Raw genomic sequence first — 16175 nt, forward strand, 5'->3', positions numbered from 1 at the left:
ACCCCCTGAAAAACCCGTTTAATGCGCCCCGTTGCCCAGATAGCTCAGTCGGTAGAGCAGGGGATTGAAAATCCCCGTGTCGGCGGTTCGATTCCGTCTCTGGGCACCACCTTTCGTTTTCAGGTGATGCCAAGCACACCTGAAAGCACACAAGAAGCCCGCCTAGTGCGGGCTTTTTGTTGTCTATGGTTTCCTAGACTGACCTAGGCAGCCCAAAGTTTTGGGGGCAAGGTTGGGGGCATGACCGGTTCGGTCATGCCCCCAACAAAATGGTGCTTCACGGCCCTGAAAGTCACGCCCCTGAGCGACTCCGCTCTCAACGCAGTCAAACCCCGGGAGTAGCCTTACAAGCTCGCGGATGGTGAAGGCTTGTATCTCGAAATTATGCCCACCGGCTCAAAGCTCTGGCGCGGTCAATCCGTTTACGCGTCGTGTAGACGGGTATTAGTCCGCAGATTCTGGTAATCCCCTGGAGGCCTTACGGATCAAGGCCTGCGAGATCTTTCAGAAAACAACCATAGGTGAGGATTTAAAGCGCCTCTTGTTGAGTACCTGAATCCAACGGCAGACCGAGTCGTTACCTTTGGCCCATCGCACCCCAAACACGAACGGCCATGGCCAAGTGCAACGACGGCAGGCGAGCCCATTTATTTTTTCGGGGGCTGCGGTCAGAACCGCTGTCCTCAGCAGAAGCGGACTGGTGTATGGATACAAAAAAATACGTAGTCCTTATCTGAGGGCTTCGGATTTTCCGACCGTTCATGGATATAGTCGAAAATACTTAACCAAACAGAATCAGTCCATTATTTGGAAATTTTCAGGTAGTTATGGCTGTATTTTGTTGGCTATATAGTGAAAACGACTGGCATAAGCTTTTTATACTGCATATCCCGCTGGTCTGCAGGCTTTGTCCTACAGAACGGGTTTGCCCACAACGCAGGCCCGGTTACGCGAAGCAACTGGCTTATGGGTCGGCGCTTCGACGCTCGGTGGTCATATCCAATAACAAGACGAGGTTGTCCCCCATGCCTACAGGCAATCACTTGCCCCACGGCGAGACCGCTCAAGGCGGCCCGCTCAAACGCGAACTTGGCGAACGGCATATACGCTTGATGGCCCTCGGTGCCTGTATCGGCGTCGGCCTGTTCCTCGGTTCGGCCAAGGCCATCGAAATGGCCGGTCCGGCCATCATGCTGTCCTACATCATCGGCGGTCTGGCGATCCTGGTGATCATGCGCGCCCTCGGCGAAATGGCCGTGCACAACCCGGTCGCCGGCTCGTTCAGCCGTTACGCCCAAGACTACCTCGGCCCATTGGCCGGTTTCCTCACAGGCTGGAACTACTGGTTCCTGTGGCTGGTGACCTGCGTTGCGGAAATCACCGCGGTGGCGGTGTACATGGGCGTCTGGTTCCCTGATGTGCCGCGCTGGATCTGGGCCCTGGCGGCACTGATCAGCATGGGCTCGATCAACCTGATCGCGGTCAAGGCCTTCGGTGAGTTCGAGTTCTGGTTCGCCCTGATCAAGATCGTCACCATCGTTGCCATGGTGTTCGGCGGCATCGGCGTCATTGCCTTCGGTTTCGGCAACGACGGTGTGGCGTTGGGCATTTCCAACCTGTGGACCCACGGTGGCTTCATGCCCAACGGCGTGCAAGGCGTGCTGATGTCCCTGCAAATGGTGATGTTCGCTTACCTGGGCGTCGAGATGATCGGCCTGACCGCCGGTGAAGCGAAGAACCCGCAGAAAACCATTCCCGATGCGATTGGCTCGGTGTTCTGGCGAATTCTGCTGTTCTACGTCGGTGCGTTGTTCGTGATCCTGTCGATTTACCCGTGGAACGAAATCGGCACCCAGGGCAGTCCGTTCGTGATGACCTTCGAGCGACTGGGCATCAAGACCGCTGCCGGTATCATCAACTTCGTGGTGATCACCGCGGCATTGTCGTCGTGCAACGGCGGCATCTTCAGCACCGGGCGCATGCTGTACAGCCTGGCGCAGAACGGCCAGGCCCCGGCCGGTTTCGCCAAGACTTCGAACAACGGCGTACCGCGTCGTGCGCTGCTGCTGTCGATTGGCGCCTTGCTGCTGGGCGTGTTGCTCAATTACCTGGTGCCGGAAAAAGTCTTCGTCTGGGTGACGGCGATTGCCACCTTCGGCGCGATCTGGACTTGGGCGATGATCCTGCTGGCCCAGTTGAAATTTCGCAAAGGCTTGAGTGCCAGCGAACGTGCCGGTCTGAAATACCGCATGTGGCTGTACCCGGTCAGCTCCTACCTGGCGCTGGCGTTCCTGGTGCTGGTGGTCGGCCTGATGGCGTACTTCCCGGACACCCGCGTGGCGCTGTATGTGGGGCCTGCGTTCCTGGTGCTGCTGACGGTGTTGTTCTACGTGTTCAAGCTGCAACCGACCAATGCAACGCAAGGTGTGGCGCGTTCGGTTTCTTAAGTCGTAGTGCCTGAAATGCAAAAGCCCATTCCGTTTGCTGCACTTAAGCGGAGCAGCAATACGATTCACGGAATATTGGTTTTTGGTATTTTCAACGCCCTGGGCTTTGTCGGTCTAGGGCGTGCAGTTGTGAACAACAAACCAATATTGTTTTTAGATCAAGCTTGGTCTTTCAACATGGCTTGCACTTGTTAAAAACCCACCTGGTCAAACTTGAGCCGACATGAGCGGCACGTCAGGAAAAACCTTTTTCCTCAGTCGTGCCCTCAGTTGTGCCCAGCCTTGGCCCCACTCAACATACAACTCAGTACATGCGCAGCCTGTAGCCAATGGTTCGATTTTGTCTCTGGCACCAAATACCGAAACCCCTGAATCGCAAGATTCAGGGTTTTTTATGCCTGCGATTTGACGAGGCACTCCCCCAGGCATCATCGAAGCGACAAAATCCCCCCATCCCAGGCTGAGTCCAGAAATGCCTTCAGGCATTGGATATCAGTTATTTCTGCTTGTCTTTTGTCTGTCAGAACGCTCCCAACGCCTTAACGGAAAGGGATGACATACGCCGACTTACAGTTTGTGCAGAATCGCAGGAGGAGCTGCCGCATACCCGGCAGCAGAGACACAACAGGGATGTCGCCAATGACTAACGTCATCAAACCAGAGGTAGAAACCACTGAGCTTTTCTCTGGGCAAGAGATCAGGACTCTAAATTTTGATAAGCGGCAGTCAACATTGCTTCACACGCTCGCCAAAGGACTGGCCGCGATCGGCGGGCCGCAGGCCCCAGGAGCCGACTCGAAAGCCTCTTTGGCAGCCATTGAGTTGAAGCTCTCTTTCTCGAAAGACCAATGCGAACTGCTGGGCACCTACTCCGATGGCCTTGTTTGCGTGTTGATCTTTGAGGGGCTGCAAAAAATCACCGATGTCAGCCCCCCCAATGAATTGCCCGCCCTGACATCCCTGGAGAATCGATACGACGTCCTTTGCCTGGCCGCGCGTAATCAGATCTTGTTGAAACTGGTGGACAACAGCGCCTTTGCCTACGACATGGACAATGAAGGAAAACTGGTTCGGCTGGTGGCGAATTTCAAGGGCGGCGGACTTATCAAAGTCCCTGCCGAGCCGGACATCAAAGAACTGAGTTCCCACTCAGGCCTGGCTCTCGGCCCACACACCGAAGCGCCTTACTGGTGCGCAATAAACGCGAAAGATGGGCACTCTCCCTCGCCGTCGTCGCTCATCCTCTCGGCCCTATGGAACCCAAGCCTGGAGCCGACCTCGGTCATTGCGCTGCCACCCGTTCTGGAAAAAATCGGTGTAACCAACTGTCTTGCTTTGACTACGGGGAATTTTCAATTCACCCGTAGTGACTCCTTTGTCAGCGGCAAAGGAGAGGACGGGCGCAACGTTTCGATTCTGGAGTTCGATGACAAGGTCGGACTCGCGGTCCGTTTCAACGCCTATCGTTTTTCGGTCAGCGACAACGCCTCTCACTTTGCCAAAACAGCCTTCGCCGCCTTGTGCCAGAGCATAGGTGAAGCAACTCCAGTCGAGCACACCCTGACGCAAGAGTCGGCAATGGTCATCAATAACGTCCGGGCTCTGCACTGTCGTGACCGGATCAAAGACAACAGGCGCGTTCTGGTCCGCATCTTCGGACTCTCGAAGTTTTCTTCTCCCATCGTAATAACAGACGACCCGTTGCGACTTCAGGGCTGACGCCTGACGCAGATTCAATCCATTGAATGGCTGGACAAGTGGAAGACTGGCCAATAATTGTAAAAGAGAGGGTGAGATGTCTTGGGACGTTATTGGCATGTTGGCGCTCGTCGCGTTTTGCGCTGGCTTCTTTGATGCAATAGCAGGTGGCGGCGGGTTAATAACTCTGCCAGCACTGTTTTTGGCTGGGGTTGACCCCATCAGTGCCATTGCAACGAACAAGTTTCAGGCCGCCTCGGCAACCATTTCGGCAACCGCAACCTTTGCTCGCAAAGGAATGATCGAGTGGCGCGAGGGCCGATTCCTGGTTATTTGCGGTTTCATTGGCGGAGCCAGCGGGGCCTTGCTGGTCAGCTCTGTTGATAAGCGCTATCTGGAAGTCTGCGTGCCCATCATGCTGATTCTGGTGGCCATCTATTTTGCGCTGTCTCCAAAGCTGGCCAATGAAGATCGACGCAAGAGAATCGGCATTCTGCTTTTTTCGTTCACCGTTGCGCCGATCCTGGGTTTTTACGACGGTATATTTGGTCCCGGCGTGGGCTCTTTCTTTATCGTCGGATTTGTCCTGCTCTGCGGCTTGGGCATGATGCGGGCCATGAGTTTTACCAAGCTGGCCAACGCTTCATGCAACCTCGGTTCTCTGTCGGTTTTCATCACCAAAGGTGTGATTATCTGGCCGGTAGCCATCGCCATGGCTTTGGCGGCCTTCCTCGGCGCCCAATTGGGTGCTCGAGCTGCGGTCCGGGTTGGACCACGGCTGATCAAACCCATGTTGATCGTGGTCTGCTGCGCCTTGGCCATCAAACTGCTGAGCGTAGAAACCAATCCCTTACGCATCGCGGTCATCCAGACATTGGCCTTGTTATGAAAAACCCTGAATCGCAAGATTCAGGGTCAATGTCCACTCCATGGTTTAGAGCTTCTCGTTAACTTGCATCATTCCAGTGAAAAACCAGGTTACGGGGTGTACCGCTGCCGACATCGGCAATGTCTTGCCGTGACTCCCCGTTGCGCGTCGCGATGACGGTGTACTTACCGGCAGGCAATTTGACGTAAACCAGCGGGCCAGCTTTGTTAAGCGTCAGCACGGTTTCCCCCGGGGCTTTCTGAATGACGACATTCACGTCTGGCGTGTATTCATTGCCCGTTCCGACAGAGAACGTCATGTGCAGGTTATAACCAGACGTCTGCTGGATAGCCTTTGCCTCATCCTCACCGATACCGCCGGACAGGTAGGTGATGCCGTTTTGCTCCTGCCGCTGAACCTGTACGCCAGAGCTGTCGACGGGCTCAAGGCTCGCGGCGGGCGATATGGCAGGAAACAGCAGAACGCTGACGGCGGCGAGGGACAACATGAATGAATGGGTGGTTTTCATGATGGCGACTCCCGGGTTCTGTTGAACCCAATCGTTACATTCTTTGGATTTCCTGTCGGCGGGAGGGGTTTCAGATTGATTGGGTCTTGGGGTGAGTACGAAACGTACTACGCCTTTTGTTCCTCAGACCTCGCCCGTCATCAGATACGTCCTGCCAGCGCACCCGGCGTTTCCTGCCTGTTTCTCAGTAACGCCCGGCATCTTTGAGTGGTGTTCACTTGTCATTCTCATGCGCCTCTCAGCCTGCTGCGGAAGACCTCATGACTGACCTCACACCCAATGACACTCAAGACCCAAAACTCGTATCGCTGCTGGGTAAGCTGGGCGAATTGATCCGTCAGGCACGTCAAAAGGTACTTCGGGCGGTGGATACCGTTCAGGTGCAAACCTGTTGGCAGATGGGTCGGTACATCGTTGAATTTGAGCAAAAGGAAGAACTCCGCAACGAGCTGGATCGCGAACGAGCGGCATTTGAAGAGCGATTGACTCGCCAAAAAACCGCGTTGAGATGAGTGGATTGTTCATCAACGACATCAAGACTATGGTTGGCAACTACCCGCAAAGGTCTGACACCGATGAATTTGCAGGACACGCCTCCACTGGCCCCCACTCAAATCAAGTTGTCGCTGGAGGCTCCCGCACCTGGCAAACCGTTCAAGGAAACAGCCCCCGATGGCTTCATCCTTGGCGGCTTCACCTGGCAGCACGCCGTTCAAGACATCGCCCGCCCGGTCGTCATCATCAACGCCGCCACCTCGGTCCGTTGCCGTCATTACTCACGCTTTGCCGACTATCTGTTCGCCAATGGCTTCAACGTCATCACCTATGACTACCGAGGCATCGGCGAATCGCGTCCGGAATCACTCAAAGGGCTTGAGGCTTCCTGGAGCGATTGGGGAGCGCTGGATTTCGAGGCGATGCTCAAGCGCACGCAGCGTGAATTTCCGGGCCAGCCTGTCGATGTGGTCGGTCACAGCTTTGGCGGCTGTGCAGCGGGGCTGGGAGCGTCCGGGCATCTGATCCGTCGCCTGGTGACCGTCGGCGCGCAATTCGCCTACTGGCGCGACTACGCACCGGCCCATCGCTGGCGGATGTTCGGCAAATGGCATGTGGTGATGCCGCTGCTGACAATGGTCTGCGGCTACTTCCCCGGCAAGCGCCTCGGCTGGCTGGAAGACACACCGGCTGGCGTCGTCCGCGACTGGAGTACGCCGACTGATCGATACGAGAAGCGCCCCAGCGGCCGCTCGCTCCACGCAACCGTCGGTCGCCTGCCCTTCGCTGCCGTAACGGCCAAAACGCTCGCCATCAGCGTCAGCGACGATCCCTACGGCACGATCCCGGCCATCGAGCGCCTGCTCCGCTACTCCACCGGCAGCTTGAACACCCACTTGCGCATCGCCCCTGAAGACATCGGCGAAGAAGAAGTCGGACATTTCGCCTTTTTTCGCAGCGCATACCAAGCCACACTATGGCCCATCGCACTGCACTGGCTGCAAAACGGAGAGCTGGCCCCCGATACCCCCGGGCGGCGAGTACCGCGCAGCGACCCCATTAACGCATAACGGAACAAACGCCATGGCCTCCGCCAACAAGCAGCAAAAACGCGCCTCCCGCGCCAAGGCCAAAGCCAAGCAGAACCGCACCCAGCGGGCCGCTGCGCCGGTCGAGCTGGACCCGAACGATGACCGCATCGACTTCGAGTCGGTAGACCTGACCGAACTGTTCAAGAAAATGATCGACGCCGAGAAGATCAGCCAGCAAGCGCTGTGCACAGCCTTCCTCGAAGACCCGCTGCTAGAGCTGGTGTACGAGCAGGAAGGCGAAGAAGGCGCGATGGACTTCATCCTGGCCGCGTTGATCGAGTACCGCCAATGGTCGACCGAAACCGACGAAGCCGGCGCCCTGGCGTGGATCGAATCACCGGCCTTCCAGGCCGACTACGTGGCAGCGTCCGACGCCATCGCCGCGCAAACCCAACCGAAACCGAACTGAGTTCCCATGGCCTCCCTGAACAAGCAACAGAAACGCGCCAAGCGTGCAAAAGCCAAAGCCAAGCAGATCAATATCCACGGCCGCAAACCCGCCGAGATGGACGATGACCTTGGCCACCTCGCCGAGCCAATCCCGGAATACACCCTGGCGATGTTCAGCAAAATGCGCGACGCCGAAGCCGTCAGCCGCCGCGAAATGCTCTCGACATTGCTGACTGATCTCGCCTTTATCATCATCGACCATCCAGAACTGCTGGACATGGAAAACGCCGACGACGAAGGCATGGCCGCCACGCATCTGGCCGCCGACATGCTGATCGACTACCGCATGTGGGCCGACGGCATGGACCGCGAAGCTGCCCAGGCCTGGTTGAGCGAACCGCAGTTCATCACCGACTTCAGCGATGCGCTGGATGTGTACCGCCAAACGCTGGACGGTCCGGAAGAAAAAGCCGAGTAACCGCCGCCGCGCAAACAAAAACGGCCGCTTGTCATCACTGACGGCGGCCGTTTTTTTGGCTTTGAATCGGGCGCCTTCCTTTCATCAGGCATCGCGTATATCCCATTGACATATCCACTCCAAAACCTATCCTTTGACTCATCGCGCCAGCAAAAGCGCAGGAGGTCAAAATGGAACAGACAACCCTTTTCATGAGCAACCGAAGCCAGGCCGTCCGCCTGCCAAAAGCCGTGGCCATGCCAAGCGACGTCAAACGAGTCAACGTCGTCGCCATTGGCCGAACCCGCATCATCACCCCCGCTGATGAAACCTGGGACAGCTGGTTCGACGGCGAAAGCGCCACCGCCGACTTCATGGCGGAACGTGAGCAACCCGCTGAACAGGAGCGCGAGTCGTTCTGATGATCAAATACATGCTCGATACCAACATCTGCATCTTCACCATCAAGAACAAACCACAGGTGGTACGGGAGGCGTTCAACCGGCATCACGATCAGCTGTGCATCAGCGCGGTAACGCTGATGGAGTTGATCTACGGTGCGGAAAAATCGGCAGCCCCCGAAAAAAACCTGGCGGTCGTTGAGGGTTTCGCCGCTCGTCTTGAAGTCCTGCCCTTCGACAACGAAGCAGCAGCGCATACCGGAATGATTCGGTGCGAGCTGGCAAAAGCGGGCACACCGATAGGCCCGTACGACCAAATGATTGCCGGACACGCACGCTCACGGGGGCTGATCGTAGTCACCAACAACCTGCGCGAGTTCGCACGCGCTCCGGGGTTACGTGTAGAAGACTGGGTTCATGTCGAATGAACATGGAGTAATCGACAGATATAAAAACGGCCGCTCGTCATCACTGGCGGCGGCCGTTTTGCGTTACGCGGTGCGAATCAGTTCAGCACGACCGCGCCACGCTTTTCCAGTTTGCGACGGCGTGATACCAGCAAGCCGGCAGCGACGACCAGAAGACTCAGCAGACCGGTCGCGAGGATTTCCACGCGATGGGCATCCTGGAACAGCATGATGGTCAGGGCCGCGACGATGAAGAAGATCACCGCGTAGGTCAGGCCCGGGAACAGCCACATGCTGAAGGCGATTTTCTCACCACGCGCCATACGCTGCTTGCGCATGCGCAGTTGCGAAATCGCAATCACCAGGTACACCAGTAGTGCAATGGCGCCGGAACTGGCCAGCAGGAATTCGAACACTGCCGCCGGGGCCACGTAGTTGGCGAAGGTCGCCAGGAACGCTGCGCCAGTGGACAACATCACTGCCCAGTAAGGTGTGCCACTTTTGTTGGTGCGCGTGGACATCGCCGGCGCATCGCCGCGTTTGCCCAGGGAGAACATCATGCGCGACGAGGTGTAGAGCGCCGAGTTCAGGCAGCTGGTCACAGCAACCAGAACCACAATGTCGACGATCATCTTGGCGTTCGGGATGCCCATGCGGTCAAGCACGGTCTGGTAGGAACCAACGCTGGCCAGAATCGGGTCGTTCCATGGCACCAGGGCCACAACGATGAAGATCGATACGAGGTAGAACAAGCCGATCCGCCAGATCACCGAGTTGGTGGCCTTGGAAATTTGCTTGCCTGGGTCTTTCGATTCCGCGGCCGCAATGGTCACGATCTCGGTGCCCATGAAGGAGAACATGGTGGTCAGGATCGCGCCCAACACTGCGCCCATGCCGTTCGGCAGGAAGCCTTGGGTGTCGAACAGGTGCGAAACGCCGCTGACCTGACTGTTCGGCAGAAAGCCGAAGATCGCCAGCACGCCGAGCACAATGAAACCAATGATCGCCACGACCTTGAGCAGGGCGAACCAGAACTCGAACTCACCGTAGTTTTTCACGCTGAAGAGGTTGGTCACGGTCAGCAGCATCGTGATGACCAGGGCGAAGGCCCAGATGTCCACACCCGGGAACCAGGCATGCAGGATGGTCGCGGCGGCGTTGGCCTCCAGCGGGATCACCAGGACCCAGAACCACCAGTAGAGCCAGCCGATGGTGAAACCGGCCCAGTGACCGATCGAGCGGTCGGCGTATGTCGAAAAGGAACCGGTGTCCGGCGAAGCAACGGCCATTTCGCCGAGCATGCGCATCACCAATACCACCAACATACCGGCGGCGGCGTAAGCCAACAGAACAGCCGGACCTGCCGCAGCGATGGCGTGACCCGAGCCGACGAACAGGCCGGCGCCGATAACCCCGGCAATCGACAGCATGGTCACGTGGCGCGGTTTGAGCCCCTGTTCGAGGCCATTAGAGCTTTGGGTACTGCTCATAAAACTACCTTTGTAAGGAGAAGCGAATGCATGCATCCCGTTTAGCGATCCTTCTCGTAAAAAGAAACCAACGGGGCGTTCCGGATTCTGCACGCAATAATTGCGCCAAAATATTTCAAATCCTTCTAACCCGGCGATTCCAACAAGACCGGACAGTCATCGCAAGCCATTGAATTTAATGGCACTTTGCCAGAACGTTACCCTGCCACCCACTTTGTGTGGTGAATCAGCGCACCGGAAACACACCTGAAAATGGCTTCGCGCACATTAAAAGTGCACGAGCAGTACATTTGGCCGGATAGCGCTTCCAACACCTTGTCAAAGCTGGCAACATCGCGCCTTTTTTTGCGGCAGCCACCGCGCTTTTTATCGATAGACAAGGTTCAAACGGCTGTTCGGTTGTTGATGGGGCGACAGTCTGCTGCGCCGATGCGACAACCTGCCACACACCAGCCATTTACTGTCCGTAGCGCTGTTGGCTGCCATTGAAACGCTATGCTAGGTTGGCCGCCTCGCCAGGAAGGCCAGCCAACAGCAGGAGCGCAACATATATGAGGAACGCACATGGCTGAGGCCACGCCCGCGCTTGAAATCCGCAACTTGCATAAACGCTACGGTTCGCTTGAGGTGCTCAAAGGTATCTCGCTGACCGCCCGCGACGGCGACGTGATCTCGATCCTGGGTTCTTCCGGTTCCGGCAAGTCCACGTTCCTGCGTTGCATCAACCTGCTGGAAAACCCGCACCAGGGTCAGATCCTGGTGGCCGGTGAAGAACTCAAGCTCAAAGCCGCAAAGAACGGCGAACTGGTTGCCGCCGACGGCAAGCAGATCAATCGCCTGCGCAGCGAAATCGGTTTTGTGTTTCAAAACTTTAACCTGTGGCCGCACATGAGCGTGCTCGACAACATCATCGAGGCGCCGCGCCGCGTGCTGGGCCAGAGCAAGGCCGAAGCCATCGAAGTCGCCGAAGCCCTGCTGGCCAAGGTCGGCATCGCCGACAAGCGCCACGCCTACCCGGCGCAATTGTCCGGTGGCCAGCAACAACGCGCGGCCATCGCCCGCACGCTGGCCATGCAGCCCAAGGTCATTCTGTTCGACGAGCCCACCTCCGCGCTTGACCCGGAAATGGTCCAGGAAGTACTTAATGTCATCCGCGCACTGGCCGAAGAAGGCCGCACCATGCTGCTCGTGACCCACGAAATGGGCTTCGCCCGTCAGGTCTCCAGCGAAGTGGTGTTCCTTCACCAAGGCCTGGTAGAAGAGCAAGGATCGCCACAGCAGGTGTTTGAAAACCCGCTTTCGGCGCGCTGCAAACAATTCATGTCCAGCAACCGCTAACGGAGCTACCCACATGCAGAACTACAAAAAGGTCTTCCTGGCTGCCGCCGTCACCCTGGCCTTCAGCGCCAGTGCCATGGCTGAAACGCTGAAGATGGGCATCGAAGCGGCCTACCCGCCGTTCAACAACAAAGATGCCAGCGGCAACGTCGTCGGCTTCGACAAGGAAATCGGCGACGCCCTGTGCGCCAAGATGAAAGTCGAGTGCACCGTCGTCACCTCCGACTGGGACGGCATCATCCCGGCCCTGAACGCCAAGAAGTTCGACTTCCTGATCTCCTCGATGTCGATCACCGACGAGCGCAAGCAAGCGGTGGACTTCACCGACCCGTACTACTCCAACAAACTGCAATTCATCGCGCCGAAAAACGTCGACTTCAAAACCGACAAGGCAGCGCTCAAAGGCAAGATCATCGGCGCCCAGCGCGCGACCCTGGCCGGTACCTTCCTGGAAGACAACTATGGTGACGACATCACCATCAAGCTGTACGACACCCAGGAAAACGCCTACCTCGACCTGACTTCCGGTCGTCTGGACGGCATCCTGGCGGACAAATACGTCAACTACGAGTGGCTGAAAAGCGACGCGGGCCGTTCCTACGAATTCAAGGGCGACCCGGTGGAAGAAAGCGACAAGATCGGTATCGCTGTACGAAAAGGCGATCCGATCCGCGCGAAGCTGAACTCCGCGCTGAAAGAAATCGTCGCTGACGGCACCTACAAGAAGATCAACGACAAGTACTTCCCGTTCAGCATCTATTGATCCTGACTGCCTGATCGGCGCCGTCCTTTGACGGCGCCGGTTCTCGGCATCGCCCGCCGCGATTTGAAAAGAAATCCATGATTATCGACCTCTACGGATTCGGCCCGGCGCTCGCCGCTGGCGCGCTGATGACTGTGAAACTGGCACTCTCGGCCCTGTGCCTGGGGCTGGTGCTCGGTCTGCTCGGCGCCTTGGCCAAGACTTCCCCGTACAAGCCGCTGCAATGGCTTGGCGGCACTTATTCGACCCTGGTTCGCGGTATCCCGGAATTGCTCTGGGTGCTGTTGATCTACTTCGGCACGGTCAACCTGATGCGTGCCTTGGGCGAGTTCTTCGGCAACCCCGACCTTGAACTCAACGCCTTCGCCGCCGGTGTGATTGCGCTGGGCCTGTGCTTCGGCGCCTACGCCACGGAAGTGTTTCGCGGTGCGATCCTCGCCATTCCCAAAGGTCACCGTGAAGCCGGCGTAGCCCTGGGCCTGTCGAAATTTCGCATCTTCACCAAGTTGATCATGCCGCAGATGTGGCGCATCGCCCTGCCCGGCCTGGGTAACCTGTTCATGATCCTGATGAAGGACACCGCGCTGGTGTCGGTGATCGGCCTGGAAGAAATCATGCGCCACGCCCAAATCGGCGTGACCGTCTCCAAGCAACCGTTCACCTTCTATATGGTGGCCGCGTTCATGTACCTGGGCCTGACGGTTCTCGCCATGACCGGCATGCACTTCCTGGAAAAACGTGCCGCTCGCGGCTTCGCGAGGAGCACCCAATGAACTGGGAAGTCATCATCAAGTGGCTGCCGAAACTGGCTCAGGGCGCAACCCTGACTCTGGAACTGGTGGCCATCGCCGTGATCGCCGGCTTGCTGCTGGCGATCCCACTGGGTATCGCCCGCTCGTCTCGCCTGTGGTGGGTGCGCGCATTTCCCTACGGCTACATCTTCTTTTTCCGGGGCACGCCGTTGCTGGTTCAGCTGTTCCTGGTCTACTACGGCCTGGCGCAGTTCGACGCGGTCCGTAACAGCTCGATGTGGCCGTACCTGCGCGATCCGTTCTGGTGCGCCACAGCGACCATGACCTTGCACACCGCGGCCTACATCGCCGAGATCCTGCGCGGCGCGATTCAGGCGATTCCACCGGGCGAGATCGAAGCGGCCCGCGCGTTGGGCATGTCCAAACCCAAGGCGCTGTTCTACATCATCCTGCCGCGTGCCGCGCGCATCGGCCTGCCGGCCTACAGCAACGAAGTGATCCTGATGCTCAAGGCCAGCGCCCTGGCCAGTACCGTGACCCTGCTGGAACTGACCGGCATGGCCCGCACGATCATTGCCCGGACCTACCTGCCGGTGGAGATTTTCTTCGCCGCGGGCATGTTCTACCTGGTGATGGCTTACGTGCTGGTACGCGGCTTCAAGCTGCTGGAGCGCTGGTTGCGCGTCGATGCCTGCCAAGGGCGTTGATTCCCACGTGTTGACGGGCGAGGACCTACTCGCCCGTTTCACTGCGCTGGATACTTTTCTCACCGCGCATGAGGCGCTGTGGAAGCCTCGACCGTTCACTCATCTGCAGCTTCCCTGGGAAGCGTCCTACCCCGAATTGGCCGCTTGGCTTCGCGGCCGTTCGCTGGACGAAGCGGAAAGCGCCCACAACCATCCCGATCTTCTGCACGCCCCTGAACCTTTCGCTTCGCTGGCAGCGATGTCCGTTGCGTTGAGTGCTGTGGACGAATTGCCTGCCCATGCCCTCGAAGCCGCGGGCCATCGGTTGAACGTCGACGTACCGGGACGTAAATGGCTGCAGATCGAAGCGTTTGCCAGTCGGCTGCAATTTTCGGATACGCCGAGGCATTGGCTGGACTGGTGCTCGGGCAAAGGGCATTTGGGTCGACGCCTGCTGCAACCCGGCCAGCAACTGACATGCCTGGAGTACGACCCGGCACTGGTCGCCAGCGGTCAGGCGCTGAGTCAGCGCCATCACCTGCATGCGCTGCACGTCGAACAAGATGTACTCGCCTCCGACGCGGCTTCGCTTTTACAGGCCGAACACACGCCCGTCGCCCTGCACGCCTGCGGTGACTTGCACGTGCGCCTGATCCAGCTCGCCAGCGCCGCAGGCTGCAAACAACTCGCCATCGCCCCGTGCTGCTACAACCGGATCAGCCGGCCTGAATACACACCGCTGTCTTACGGCGCCAAAGGCTCCGCCCTACAGCTGTCGCTGGATGATCTCGCACTGCCAATGAGTGAAACGGTCACCGCGGGTGCCCGTGTCAGACGCCAGCGCGACACCTCCATGGCCCGGCGACTGGGCTTCGACCTGCTGCAACGGCAACTGCGCGGTATCGACGAGTACCTTCCAACTCCCTCGCTAGCGACTGCCTGGCTGGATAAACCCTTCGCCGAATACTGCCATCACCTGGCCGCACTCAAAGAGTTATCCACAATTGGCCCTCAGGATTGGACTGCACTCGAAGCCGCTGGCTGGCAACGACTGGCGCAAGTGCGCAACCTGGAACTGCTGCGCGGACTTTTCCGACGTCCGCTGGAGCTTTGGCTGGTCCTTGATCGAGCACTTTTCCTCGCCGAGCAGGGCTACACCGTTCGCCTCGGCACCTTCTGCGAAACCCCGCTCACCCCGCGTAATTTCCTGCTTCTGGCCGAACGCGCTTAAATGCTCTCAGCCTGTGGATAACTCTGTTGATAAAATTATCGTGGATCCAATATTCACCGCTGTTTCAGAGGTAAAACAAAAGTGCTCAGTTTCGTACAGTCGAATAAAGAACCTGAAAAACAGGGATTTGCGTACAGACGAGAACGAATCCACAAATCCTTACTTAATCGCGTGCATCTGAAATTACGTTGTGCATAAGCATTCGATCAAAAGGACATAACCGCCAAAATCAAGGCGATATGGGTAGAATATGCGCAAGCTTTCACGCCTTAAAAAATAAGCAGCCGGTATCGGCGGCTTCATTGGTAAACGAATCAGCAGGGGCAACGTTTTGGATCTCGACACCTTGATAGAACACTGGCAGTCGGAAGTTTCCAACAAGAAAAAACGTGGCAGCCGCACAGGCCTTATCAGCAACATCCTTAAGCGGACTCGCAAGAACAATACCCTGCGCTACTTGTTCATGTTCCGGCTGGCCCAGTACTTCTATTCCGGAAACAGTTTTGCACGCCGTTACGCCAAACGGCTGGAGAGAAAACTCAACCTCAAGTACGGCGTCGACATCAGTATCGACGCCCAGATAGGTCCAGGCTTTCGCATCGCTCACCTGCCTGGCGTGGTGATTACAGGCAACGTCAAAATCGGTCGCAATTTTTTCATTCGTCAAAACACCACCATCGGTATCAAGACCTTGGGCCTGGACAGTTATGAACTGGTGATTGGAGACAATGTCAGCGTCGGCGCCAACAGCTGCATCATCGCCGACGCCCTGACCATCGGGGACAACGTCACAATCGGAGCCATGTCATTCGTCAACAAAGACATCCCGCCGGGAACGACGTTTTACAACGCTCGATGACGACCCGCGAGCGCCAGAATTCCGCAATTGAGGCTCGCGCAAAAATAGTCAGAATTCAGGGGTTTACAGAACCTGCCCAATCGCTATAATCGTCGCCCTGACACGCCGGTATAGCTCAGATGGTAGAGCAACTGACTTGTAATCAGTAGGTCCCGGGTTCGATTCCTGGTGCCGGCACCATCCAAGGTTCCAGAGAAGGCTTTCAAAATCTCTGAAACCCCCGAAAAACCCGCCTTCTGGCGGGTTTTTTCGTTTTGGCGTTCCGTCGGATTC

At 57.5% G+C, this 16175-nt stretch carries 17 protein-coding genes, 2 tRNA genes and 1 pseudogene; 18 read left to right on the top strand and 2 right to left on the bottom strand.

Going from position 1 to position 16175, the window contains the following annotated elements; translation table 11 throughout:
- Positions 1-33: 33 nt before the first annotated feature.
- From QYH43_RS03360 to QYH43_RS03380, 5 genes are all read left to right on the top strand, one after another.
- Positions 34-109, top strand: a tRNA-Phe gene (locus tag QYH43_RS03360).
- 916 nt (positions 110-1025) lie between these two features.
- Complete coding sequence (locus QYH43_RS03365; protein WP_301156295.1) at positions 1026-2447, top strand: amino acid permease; 1422 nt, start codon at positions 1026-1028, stop codon at positions 2445-2447.
- Positions 2448-2462: 15 nt separating this feature from the next.
- A complete protein-coding gene (locus QYH43_RS03370; RefSeq protein WP_301156297.1) occupies positions 2463-2642 on the top strand; it encodes a hypothetical protein in 180 nt (59 codons plus the stop codon).
- 444 nt (positions 2643-3086) lie between these two features.
- Positions 3087-4166, top strand: coding sequence for a hypothetical protein (locus tag QYH43_RS03375; RefSeq protein WP_301156299.1), 1080 nt, complete (start codon positions 3087-3089; stop codon positions 4164-4166).
- Between the two features lie 76 nt (positions 4167-4242).
- Complete coding sequence (locus QYH43_RS03380; protein WP_301156300.1) at positions 4243-5034, top strand: TSUP family transporter; 792 nt, start codon at positions 4243-4245, stop codon at positions 5032-5034.
- A 58-nt stretch (positions 5035-5092) separates the two neighbouring features.
- Here the strand turns inward: QYH43_RS03380 and QYH43_RS03385 are convergent, their stop codons facing one another.
- Positions 5093-5542 (bottom strand): hypothetical protein, encoded by a 450-nt coding sequence (locus QYH43_RS03385; RefSeq protein ID WP_095058274.1) that lies wholly within the window; start codon positions 5540-5542, stop codon positions 5093-5095.
- Between the two features lie 260 nt (positions 5543-5802).
- Here QYH43_RS03385 and QYH43_RS03390 point away from each other — a divergent pair.
- The 6 genes and pseudogenes from QYH43_RS03390 to vapC all read left to right on the top strand — a co-directional run.
- Positions 5803-5973: pseudogene (locus tag QYH43_RS03390) on the top strand (DUF1016 domain-containing protein); the annotation flags it as partial.
- Positions 5974-6117: 144 nt separating this feature from the next.
- On the top strand, positions 6118-7107 hold the full coding sequence (locus tag QYH43_RS03395) for an alpha/beta fold hydrolase (protein ID WP_095058273.1): 990 nt from the start codon (positions 6118-6120) through the stop codon (positions 7105-7107).
- Positions 7108-7120: 13 nt separating this feature from the next.
- A complete protein-coding gene (locus QYH43_RS03400; protein WP_095058272.1) occupies positions 7121-7537 on the top strand; it encodes a hypothetical protein in 417 nt (138 codons plus the stop codon).
- A gap of 6 nt (positions 7538-7543) precedes the next feature.
- The gene (locus tag QYH43_RS03405; protein ID WP_095058271.1) at positions 7544-7996 is read left to right on the top strand and encodes a hypothetical protein; all 453 of its coding nucleotides are present in this window, start codon (positions 7544-7546) and stop codon (positions 7994-7996) included.
- Between the two features lie 170 nt (positions 7997-8166).
- Entirely contained in the window at positions 8167-8397 is a 231-nt protein-coding gene (gene vapB, locus QYH43_RS03410) for a type II toxin-antitoxin system VapB family antitoxin (protein ID WP_095058270.1), read from the top strand.
- A complete protein-coding gene (gene vapC, locus QYH43_RS03415; RefSeq protein WP_301156301.1) occupies positions 8397-8804 on the top strand; it encodes a tRNA(fMet)-specific endonuclease VapC in 408 nt (135 codons plus the stop codon). Before vapB ends, vapC begins: the two co-directional genes overlap by 1 nt.
- Before the next feature lie 77 nt (positions 8805-8881).
- Here the strand turns inward: vapC and gabP are convergent, their stop codons facing one another.
- Positions 8882-10273, bottom strand: coding sequence for a GABA permease (gene gabP, locus QYH43_RS03420; RefSeq protein WP_095058268.1), 1392 nt, complete (start codon positions 10271-10273; stop codon positions 8882-8884).
- 564 nt (positions 10274-10837) lie between these two features.
- Between gabP and QYH43_RS03425 the strand changes: the two genes are divergently transcribed.
- The 7 genes from QYH43_RS03425 (at position 10838) to QYH43_RS03455 (ending at position 16082) form a co-directional block, all read left to right on the top strand.
- Positions 10838-11611 (top strand): ABC transporter ATP-binding protein, encoded by a 774-nt coding sequence (locus QYH43_RS03425; protein ID WP_007972784.1) that lies wholly within the window; start codon positions 10838-10840, stop codon positions 11609-11611.
- 13 nt (positions 11612-11624) lie between these two features.
- Entirely contained in the window at positions 11625-12374 is a 750-nt protein-coding gene (locus tag QYH43_RS03430; protein ID WP_095058267.1) for an ABC transporter substrate-binding protein, read from the top strand.
- A 77-nt stretch (positions 12375-12451) separates the two neighbouring features.
- The gene (locus QYH43_RS03435; protein WP_053153103.1) at positions 12452-13147 is read left to right on the top strand and encodes an ABC transporter permease; all 696 of its coding nucleotides are present in this window, start codon (positions 12452-12454) and stop codon (positions 13145-13147) included.
- Positions 13144-13833: an ABC transporter permease gene (locus QYH43_RS03440; protein WP_053153100.1), complete on the top strand. Its 690-nt coding sequence runs from the start codon at positions 13144-13146 to the stop codon at positions 13831-13833. The genes QYH43_RS03435 and QYH43_RS03440 overlap by 4 nt, the downstream gene beginning before the upstream one ends.
- Positions 13814-15043, top strand: a complete 1230-nt coding sequence (locus QYH43_RS03445; protein ID WP_301156307.1) for a methyltransferase — start codon at positions 13814-13816, stop codon at positions 15041-15043. Before QYH43_RS03440 ends, QYH43_RS03445 begins: the two co-directional genes overlap by 20 nt.
- A 331-nt stretch (positions 15044-15374) precedes the next feature.
- Positions 15375-15902 carry a serine acetyltransferase gene (locus QYH43_RS03450; protein ID WP_095151729.1) on the top strand — a complete coding sequence of 176 codons (528 nt, stop codon included), beginning with the start codon at positions 15375-15377 and terminating at the stop codon, positions 15900-15902.
- Between the two features lie 104 nt (positions 15903-16006).
- Positions 16007-16082 (top strand) — tRNA-Thr (locus QYH43_RS03455).
- Positions 16083-16175: the final 93 nt, after the last annotated feature.

Source organism: Pseudomonas sp. C32 (assembly GCF_030417915.1).
In the GTDB taxonomy this organism is placed as follows: domain Bacteria; phylum Pseudomonadota; class Gammaproteobacteria; order Pseudomonadales; family Pseudomonadaceae; genus Aquipseudomonas.

Coding starts and splice junctions, on each gene's coding strand:
- QYH43_RS03395 (WP_095058273.1), top strand. CDS start 6,118: ATGAATTTGCAGGACACGCCTCCACTGGCCCCCACTCAAATCAAGTTG.
- QYH43_RS03375 (WP_301156299.1), top strand. CDS start 3,087: ATGACTAACGTCATCAAACCAGAGGTAGAAACCACTGAGCTTTTCTCT.
- QYH43_RS03380 (WP_301156300.1), top strand. CDS start 4,243: ATGTCTTGGGACGTTATTGGCATGTTGGCGCTCGTCGCGTTTTGCGCT.
- QYH43_RS03445 (WP_301156307.1), top strand. CDS start 13,814: ATGCCTGCCAAGGGCGTTGATTCCCACGTGTTGACGGGCGAGGACCTA.
- QYH43_RS03440 (WP_053153100.1), top strand. CDS start 13,144: ATGAACTGGGAAGTCATCATCAAGTGGCTGCCGAAACTGGCTCAGGGC.
- QYH43_RS03425 (WP_007972784.1), top strand. CDS start 10,838: ATGGCTGAGGCCACGCCCGCGCTTGAAATCCGCAACTTGCATAAACGC.
- QYH43_RS03370 (WP_301156297.1), top strand. CDS start 2,463: ATGCAAAAGCCCATTCCGTTTGCTGCACTTAAGCGGAGCAGCAATACG.
- QYH43_RS03385 (WP_095058274.1), bottom strand. CDS start 5,542: ATGAAAACCACCCATTCATTCATGTTGTCCCTCGCCGCCGTCAGCGTT.
- vapB (WP_095058270.1), top strand. CDS start 8,167: ATGGAACAGACAACCCTTTTCATGAGCAACCGAAGCCAGGCCGTCCGC.
- vapC (WP_301156301.1), top strand. CDS start 8,397: ATGATCAAATACATGCTCGATACCAACATCTGCATCTTCACCATCAAG.
- QYH43_RS03400 (WP_095058272.1), top strand. CDS start 7,121: ATGGCCTCCGCCAACAAGCAGCAAAAACGCGCCTCCCGCGCCAAGGCC.
- QYH43_RS03405 (WP_095058271.1), top strand. CDS start 7,544: ATGGCCTCCCTGAACAAGCAACAGAAACGCGCCAAGCGTGCAAAAGCC.
- gabP (WP_095058268.1), bottom strand. CDS start 10,273: ATGAGCAGTACCCAAAGCTCTAATGGCCTCGAACAGGGGCTCAAACCG.
- QYH43_RS03365 (WP_301156295.1), top strand. CDS start 1,026: ATGCCTACAGGCAATCACTTGCCCCACGGCGAGACCGCTCAAGGCGGC.
- QYH43_RS03430 (WP_095058267.1), top strand. CDS start 11,625: ATGCAGAACTACAAAAAGGTCTTCCTGGCTGCCGCCGTCACCCTGGCC.
- QYH43_RS03435 (WP_053153103.1), top strand. CDS start 12,452: ATGATTATCGACCTCTACGGATTCGGCCCGGCGCTCGCCGCTGGCGCG.